We start from the raw sequence: 7577 nt of genomic DNA, 5'->3' as shown, positions 1-7577 counted from the left end.
CGCCAGTGCCCGCGCGCGGGTCAGCGGGTCGCTGGCGAAGAACCGCTCATACAGCACCTGCCGGTTGCCGAACGAACTGCAGGCGATGTCCCAAGCCAGGTGGAACAGCTTCACCCGATCCCGCGCTGTGGAATGATCGGTCGCCAGGTACTGCTCGATATGCCCCGCCAGCGGGCCGGTCATATCCGCCTCGGTGGGCAGGATCATCAGGCTGGACGACCCCAGAAGTTGCAGGATTTCCACCATCTTCGGATAGGCGGTCATGAACAGGTTGCGCGTCGTCTCGGCCGGCAGCGGGGCAGGGCACACGATGCCCCATTCATCCAGTTCGGCGTCCGCCTCGGCGGCGCGCATGCAGGCGCGCATCAGTTCGGTATACATCACCAGTTCGCCGATCCGCTCCTCGGCGTGCGGCAGATGGCCGTTGCCCAGGGTTTCGGTGATCAGCAGCGCCACGCCCAGCACCAGTTCGCATTTCGCTAGATTCTTGGCACAGCCCTGGTGCGCGGTATGCGCCGAGGAATGGGTGGTCGAGGCGGTGCCGTTCAGCAGCCCGACATCGCCATTGATGAAGATCCGCTCCCACGGCACCACCACGTCGTCGAAGAAAACGATGCTGTCCATTTCCTCGAAACGCGACCCCAACGGATGGTCGAAGCCGGATTTTCCCTGGTCGAAGCTGTCGCGGCACAGAAAGCGCAGCCCCGGCGTGTCGCACGGGATGGCGAAGTTCAACGCGAACGGGCTGTACTGCTCAAGATGTTGCGCCACACGCGGTGAATAGACCGCAATCTCCTCGGCCAGCGGGCCGAGGGTCGCCAGCGCCGCGAACGACGACGCCGGCGGAGGTATCCTTCACCACCTGAAGCGCGGTGCCCTGCTGCAGGTTGAACATTCCGCTGACGTCGCGGCTACGCTGCAGGTTGATCAGCGCGTGGGTCAGCACGAGGTCGTTCTCGGCGATATAACGATGATATCGGCGCATGTTTTCGGCGTATTCCGGCTTGGCGCGGCCGAAATAGTCCGCCGATCCGGCCCAACAGGCGAAGGTCACGTTCATGAAGTCGGGTGAACGGCCCATCATGCCGCAGGTCGTGCGCGCCCAGTTCAGCATCATCACCCGCCGGCGCTCCAGGTCTTCGCGGGTGCGAGGGATGATGAACGACAGCCCCAACCGGTCGCCGACGTCGGGGCAGTCAAAGGTCATCGCATCGCGGTGCGCGGGGTCCGATTGAAGGTCATAGAGCGATGCGATGGCGCGCGCACCGCCGGCCAGACCCGGATGGGTCGTGACATCGGTGACACGTTCGCCGCGCAGCCAGACCTCGGTCTGGCGCGCCCGTAGACCAGCCAGATATTGCGCGCCTGTGCGTGCCGCCATGGCGTGTCTCCCGCGTAATCATGCCCAGCAGGTCATGCCGACTAGGTTTGGGTCGGGCGACTCTCCAGGGCCGGCGCGGCTGGGTCAAGCGGCCGCCGCAAACGCTCTCCCTCGCTCCGGCGAGGTGACCCCGCGCCGCGCCGTACCGGCCGATTCTACCACGCCCCCAGCAGCGTCGCGCGAACGGTTTGCGCGGCGATGACCGCCATGATCGGCACCGCTTCCAGCGGCTGGTCCTCGACCAGGGCATGCGCCACCAGCACCATGTCGCGCGCCCTGCCGCTCTGCCGGGCCTCACCCGTCGCCTGCAACCACAGCGCCATCATCAGGAACCGCTCGGCCCATTCGGTGCGCTTGTCCGGCAGGATCTCGGTCATCACCGCCTCGGCCATCCCGGCCTGATCGGTGCGTGGCAGCTTCGCCAACGCCTGTTGCACCGGCGGTCCATCCTCATACCAACTGGTGAACACGTCGTCCTCCGCCATCCACGTCACGCCGCGGGCGAAGCCTTCGGCAATCCCCGCCGGCGAGCGATCGTGCGGGTCCAGCAGATCGAACATCCTGTCCGCCTCAGCCCTGACGTCGAGTCGGCGATCCTTCCACTCGGCACCGCCCAACAACTCGGCCATGTCCAACAACATCGCGGGCGGCACGGTGTTGCGCTCGACCGCGGTGCCGATGCCGTGCTGCACCAGCGTATCGACGAAGCTCTTGTCCACCCGGGCGTGCGGCGCCGACATCTGCGCCTCGCGCATCAGCTTGGCGATCTTGCCGCGCGACACATCGGGGTCGGCCCAGGTGTCCACCACGCCGATGCCATGGCGCATCAGCAACCCGCCAAAAAATCCCTTCTTGCCGGCCCGGCTGGCGACCAGCAGGCTCTGTGCGCCCGATCCATCGATGGTCGAGGCATAGAACTCCAGATCGGGGATCGCGCTTGGCCAGGCACCAGTCTCGACCCCGCCCAACCGGGCCTTGCGGACCATCGCGTCAAGCGGCGCCCGATCGGCCGCGGGCATCCAGTTGCGCACCGCAATCGCTCGGCGCAGCGCATCCGGCGACATGGTAGCCGGCCGCGCCGTCTGCTCCAGCGCGGCGGACGCGCCGTGACGCACCTCGGCGTCGTCGTCCAGCAGCATGATCGGCACCGCGTCACGCAGCACGGCATGCGGCGACAGCGCCAGTTCGGTGGCCATGAACTGACGCAGCATCGACGGCAGCATCGCACCCGCGGTCTGCAGCGAATGGATCACCTCGAACGGCGAGGACACCATCTTGGACAGTTCGTCCATGAACCCGCGCAACGTCTCCAGCATCTGTTCGGGCGGCCCGAGATCCTCGTCGGGTTTGAATCCGGCATCGGCCAGCGCCATCTGCAGCGACTTGGAGACCGGCACCCGGGCCTGGGTCAGCGCGCCGCACATCATGAACCAGTCATCCTGCGGGATCGCCGCCTGATCGCCCAGCGCGATCAACCGCTGGCCGAACGCTTCCAGCATCTCGTCGGCCCAGTCCCATCCGCGGTCCTGCCGGTAGCGCACGAATTCGAGCTGCAATGCCAGCATCGACTGGTAGGCCAGCACCAGGGCGTCGTCGCGTTTGGCGGCCGACGCCGCGCTGACCAGCGCCTCGGTGATCACCGGCAAGGTCTGCGGCGTCTGCTCGAGCCAGCCGCGATCCTCCAGATTGACGGCGGCGTTCGCGGTGCGGGCAACGCGCTTGGCGATCGCCTTAACCCGGTTGCGGTCCAGCGCCGTCGCCGGCGGCGGTTCGGACGGGTCGTCGCCGATCAGCGGCACTTCCTCGTCATCGTCGTCCAGCGCCGACATCAGATCGGCGAACTCTTCGTCGTCCATGTCGGCGTCGTCGAGTTCCTCGATCAGCGCGTCAATCGCCGACTCGATGATGTCGGCCTCACCGCTCCGGCTGACCCGTGTCTGCCGCAGTTCCTCGATCTCGAAGCTCCAGGACCCATCCACCGTCGCGGTGAACGCCGGATGGGACAATGTCACGCGAAACTGGGTCCAGGTTTTAAGCGCGTCTATTCGCAAGTCGCAGGCGCCGTCGGCAAGCTCGACGGTTTGCTGCTCCAGCACCGCGGCGACGTCGCCGGTGCGGCGCCCCTGCGACAACTTCTGCTTGTAGACCTGCTCATTGTCCGGATCGAAGAAGTAATCGCTCAGCAGCATTTCGGCGATATGGACCAGCGCCTCGTCGACCTCATCAGGGTCGGGAGCAGGGGTGTTGGTGCGTTTTGCCATGATTGTATCCCCTCGATTGCGCCGGGACCGACGGCTTGCCGCGTCGAGCCAGGCGGCCGCCCTCGCTGGACTAGCCCACCAGCGACGCCAGTTCCGCCCTTAGCGCTTCGATGCCGTCCCCGGTTTCGCTGCTGGTGCTCAGTATGCGCGGGAAGGCCGCCGCATGCGAGCGGGCCAGCGCCTCGGTGGCATGGATTTTTGGTAACAGCGCGGCGGGCTTGACGCCGTCGATCTTGGTCAAAACCAGTTGGAACGTCACCGCGGCGCGGTCCAGCAGGTCCATCACGTCGTGATCGGCTTGCTTGAACTCGATGCGCGCATCCATCAGCAGCATCACCCGGCGCAGCGTCGGCCGGCCGCGCAGATAGTCGAACATCATGCCCTGCCAGTCGGCCTTGATGTCCCGCGACGCCCGCGCGTAGCCGTAGCCCGGCATATCGACCAAGGTCAGCCTGCCGCCCAGGTCGAAGAAATTGAGCTGCCGCGTGCGGCCCGGTTCCGACGACGTCCTGGCCAGCGAATTGCGTCCGGTCAAGGCGTTCAGCAGCGAGGATTTGCCGACGTTCGACCGGCCGGCGAAAGCGATCTCGGTGCCCGAAGGCGGTGGCAACTGATCCAGCTTCTGAGCGCCGAAAAAGAACTGGCACTCGGCCGCGAACAGCAGGCGCCCGGTTTCCAGCGCCGCCGCCTCCAGCGCCGCCTCGTCGGCCTGCCGCTGCGTCCGCTGCTCGATCAAGTTCGGGCCAGCGATGGCTTGGCCAGACGGGTGCGGCGCTGGATCAGCCATTGCTGGGCCACCGACAGCGTGTTGTTCCAGCTCCAGTAGATGATCAGGCCGGCGGGGAACTTCGCCATCATGAAGGTGAAGATGACCGGCATGAACTGAAACAGCCTGGCCTGCACCGGATCCGGCGGCGGCGGGTTCATCTTCTGCTGCGCGAACATGGTGCAGCCCATGATCAGCGGCCAGGCGCCGATATGCAGCAGCGGAATGAAGGCGGCCGGGTTGAACGGCAGCACCCCGAACAGGTTGAACACGTTGGTCGGATCGACCGCCGACAGGTCGTGAATCCAGCCGAAGAACGGCGCCTGGCGCATCTCGATGGTGACGAAGATCACTTTGTACAGCGAGAAGAACACCGGGATTTGCACCACCATCGGCAGGCAGCCCGAGGCCGGATTGACCTTCTCCGCCCGATACAGCCCCATCATCTCCTGCTGCATCTTTTGCGGATCGTCCTTCAGCCGCTCGCGCAGCGCGGTCATCTTCGGCGCCAACAGTTTCATCTTGCTCATCGACCGATACGAGTAATTCGCCAGCGGGAAGAACAGCGCCTTGACGAACACGGTGAACACCATGATCGCCACGCCGAAATTGCCGATCAGGCTGTTCAACCAGTCGATCGCGATGAAGATCGGGCGCGTCAGGAACCAGAACCATCCCCAATCGACCGCATAGTCGAAACGCGGAATATGCAGGCCGACCTCGTAGTCGTGCAGGATCGAGAACACCTTGGCGCCGGCGAACACGTGGCTCACTGTCGTGACGTCGCCATTGGCCGGCGCGGTCAGTGGGTCGGTCGAGATGTAATCGACCTGATAATGGTCGCCTTTGTCTCCGATATAGCGGAAATTGACTTTCGATGCCACGAGCTGGTCGGGAACCAGCGACGTCAGCCAGTATTTGTCGGTGATGCCAGCCCAACCGCCATTGGTGGTGGAGTCGTAGGCGAGGCCATGGTTCTTTTCGCCCTCGGACTTCGTCTTGTCGTACGATGTTTCTTGCAAGGTTCCGTCCGCCTCGCCGAGCAGGCCTTCGAACAGAACGTAATAGCCGGCCACCTCGGGCTTGTAGTCGCGGCGGATGCGCGACCAGGGAAACAGCTTCACCGGCTGTCCGGTGGCGTTCCTCACGGTCTGGTCGACCGTGAACATGTAGTTGTCGTCAATCGATAGAACGATCTGGAAGGTCAGCCCGGCCCCGTTGTTCCACGACAAGGTGACCGGTCTTCCAGGTGCCAGCATCCCGGCCGATGCGGCCCAGACGGTGTCGTTGCCGGGCAGCTTGATGTCCGCGCCGGGGCCAGCCGTCCAGCCGTACTGGATGTAATACGGATGGTCCTGCGACCGCGGTTCCAGCAGCCGCACCAGCGGGGAGTCCGGATTGATCGTCTCGCGATAGTCCTTCAGCACCAGATCGTCCAGCTTGGCGCCCAGCAGATTGAGCGAACCCTGCACCCGCGGCGCATCGATCCTGACCCGCGGCACGTTGCTCGGTTCGGCGGCCGGGGCAGGCGGCACCACCGCGCCGGACGCGCCTTGCGCCGGAGTCGCCGTCGGCTCCGTGGTCTGGGTGGTCTGGGCGGTTTGCTGCGGCACCGGCTTGCGCAGATGCGGCGCGACCAGCATCTGGAAACCCAGCAAAATCGCCAGCGATACCGCGATCGCCAGGAACAGCCGTTTCTGGTCCATTAAAGCCCCTTCCGGCAAAGCCCGTCTTGGCCAAGCCCCTCTTGGCACAGTCGCTGTTGGCAAAGCCGCTCTCGGCAACGCCCGTCTAGGCGAAGCCCGTCTAGGCAACGCCCGTTCAGGCAACGCCCGTCCAGGCAACGCCCGTCCAAGCAACGCCCGTTCCGGCTAACCGCCGTCTGGCAATCGCCCATGGTCGGGTCAACCCTGGGCACCAGATCGATGCCCCCTTCATGCCACGGGTTGCAGCGCAGGATACGCCGTGCCGCCAGTGCTGTCCCGCGCGCCGCGCCGTGCATGCGCAATGCCTCCACGGCATATTCGCTGCAACTTGGCCAGAACCGGCAGTGCGACCCGATCACCGGACGCAGCGTCCATTGATACGTCCGAACCACCCCGATCGCGACGGCGGCCGCACCCGCCCGCAGCGCGTCGACCTGGGCTGGCGGTGTCATACTCCGGTCCGATCCAAGGCGCGCCTGATATCGGCCTGCAGGGAGGAGAAACGACGTTGGCGTGTGCTGGCACGCCCGATCAGCACCAGGTCGGCCCCCGCGACCGGGCGGACGGCGAGCAACAGGCGGACCGCCTCCTTCAGGCGCCGCCGGGTGCGATTGCGGACCACTGCGTTGCCGACCTTTTTGCTGACGGTGAAGCCCAGCCGAGCCGGGTCGGTATCCTGCCGGGTTCGCACTTGCAACACCACTCCGCCGACCGCGGCCTTGTTGCCCGACGCCGCCACCCGCAAGAACTCGGGGCGCCGCTTCAGCCGGCCGGGCTTTGCGTCAGCCGGTGGCGGATGCTGGGCTGGCATGGCAGCACACCAGCGCTTCGCGCGCGTCAGGCGGACAGTTTCTTGCGGCCCTTGGCGCGGCGATTCGCCAGCACCTTACGACCGCCCACCGTCTCCATCCGGGCGCGAAATCCATGCCGACGCTTGCGGACCAGCTTCGACGGTTGATAGGTGCGCTTCACGACTGCTCTCCGAGAACCTTTGGCCGAACCGGCTGGGAAAGCTCCCGCCAGTGTAGCCCTTGCATGCCCGCCGACGGGTGCGCCTGCTCAGGCGACCCGCGGGAGCGGCGGCTTATACGGATGCGCCAGCCACCCGTCAATTGTCGCGCGTGGAGGCTCGCCAAATCGACCTCACGGCACCACGGTGAACACGACCTGATATGATGCAACTGTAACGTAGGCGCTATAACCGAGCCATCACCATCCGCGCGAATGCCTCCGCCAGCCGCCATTTGGTTTCGTTTCCGACGGCAAACACCATCTCCTGCAGACCGTCGCGCTCCAGCGCGCGGATCTGCTCGATCAGTTCATCGGGCGTTCCCACCAGGCAGGTATCCCTGATCAGTTGCTCATCGATCAACGCCGCCTCGCCCGGATGCAGATCGGTGTAATGAAACTCGTGGGTGCGGAAATGCCGGTGTTCAGGCGGGGTCTGCTCGACCAGGGCACAA

The 7577-nt window shown here is 65.4% G+C and carries 7 protein-coding genes and 2 pseudogenes; all 9 read right to left on the bottom strand.

The features are described 5' to 3' along the window. The coding region (locus ACQY4T_RS00505; RefSeq protein ID WP_428530795.1) for a 4-hydroxyphenylacetate 3-hydroxylase C-terminal domain-containing protein at positions 1-624 on the bottom strand (624 nt) is incomplete at its 3' end. Between the two features lie 3 nt (positions 625-627). Next, positions 628-1381, bottom strand: a pseudogene (locus tag ACQY4T_RS00500) (4-hydroxyphenylacetate 3-hydroxylase N-terminal domain-containing protein); the annotation flags it as partial. A 155-nt stretch (positions 1382-1536) separates the two neighbouring features. Then, positions 1537-3642, bottom strand: a complete 2106-nt coding sequence (locus ACQY4T_RS00495) for a hypothetical protein (RefSeq protein ID WP_428530792.1) — start codon at positions 3640-3642, stop codon at positions 1537-1539. A 70-nt stretch (positions 3643-3712) separates the two neighbouring features. After that, a complete protein-coding gene (gene yihA, locus ACQY4T_RS00490) occupies positions 3713-4429 on the bottom strand; it encodes a ribosome biogenesis GTP-binding protein YihA/YsxC (RefSeq protein WP_428530789.1) in 717 nt (238 codons plus the stop codon). Next, positions 4375-6114, bottom strand: a complete 1740-nt coding sequence (gene yidC, locus ACQY4T_RS00485; protein WP_428530786.1) for a membrane protein insertase YidC — start codon at positions 6112-6114, stop codon at positions 4375-4377. Before yidC ends, yihA begins: the two co-directional genes overlap by 55 nt. A 206-nt stretch (positions 6115-6320) precedes the next feature. Next, positions 6321-6566: pseudogene (yidD, locus tag ACQY4T_RS00480) on the bottom strand (membrane protein insertion efficiency factor YidD); the annotation flags it as partial. Further along, a complete protein-coding gene (rnpA, locus tag ACQY4T_RS00475; RefSeq protein ID WP_428530783.1) occupies positions 6563-6925 on the bottom strand; it encodes a ribonuclease P protein component in 363 nt (120 codons plus the stop codon). The pseudogene yidD and the gene rnpA, both read right to left, overlap by 4 nt. Before the next feature lie 26 nt (positions 6926-6951). Then, a complete protein-coding gene (gene rpmH / locus ACQY4T_RS00470) occupies positions 6952-7086 on the bottom strand; it encodes a 50S ribosomal protein L34 (protein WP_160937070.1) in 135 nt (44 codons plus the stop codon). A 223-nt stretch (positions 7087-7309) separates the two neighbouring features. After that, positions 7310-7577, bottom strand: a 268-nt coding sequence (locus tag ACQY4T_RS00465; protein WP_428530779.1) for a hypothetical protein, incomplete at its 5' end; no start/stop codon positions are given.

Source organism: Rhodopila sp. (genome assembly GCF_965277825.1).
Taxonomy (GTDB): Bacteria; Pseudomonadota; Alphaproteobacteria; order Acetobacterales; family Acetobacteraceae; genus Rhodopila.
This window is presented reverse-complemented; position numbering and strand designations above follow the sequence as displayed.

Bases quoted from the DNA above. Each gene is read 5' to 3' on its own strand.
- ACQY4T_RS00495 (WP_428530792.1), bottom strand. From the start codon at position 3,642: ATGGCAAAACGCACCAACACCCCTGCTCCCGACCCTGATGAGGTCGAC.
- yihA (WP_428530789.1), bottom strand. From the start codon at position 4,429: ATGGCTGATCCAGCGCCGCACCCGTCTGGCCAAGCCATCGCTGGCCCG.
- yidC (WP_428530786.1), bottom strand. From the start codon at position 6,114: ATGGACCAGAAACGGCTGTTCCTGGCGATCGCGGTATCGCTGGCGATT.
- rnpA (WP_428530783.1), bottom strand. From the start codon at position 6,925: ATGCCAGCCCAGCATCCGCCACCGGCTGACGCAAAGCCCGGCCGGCTG.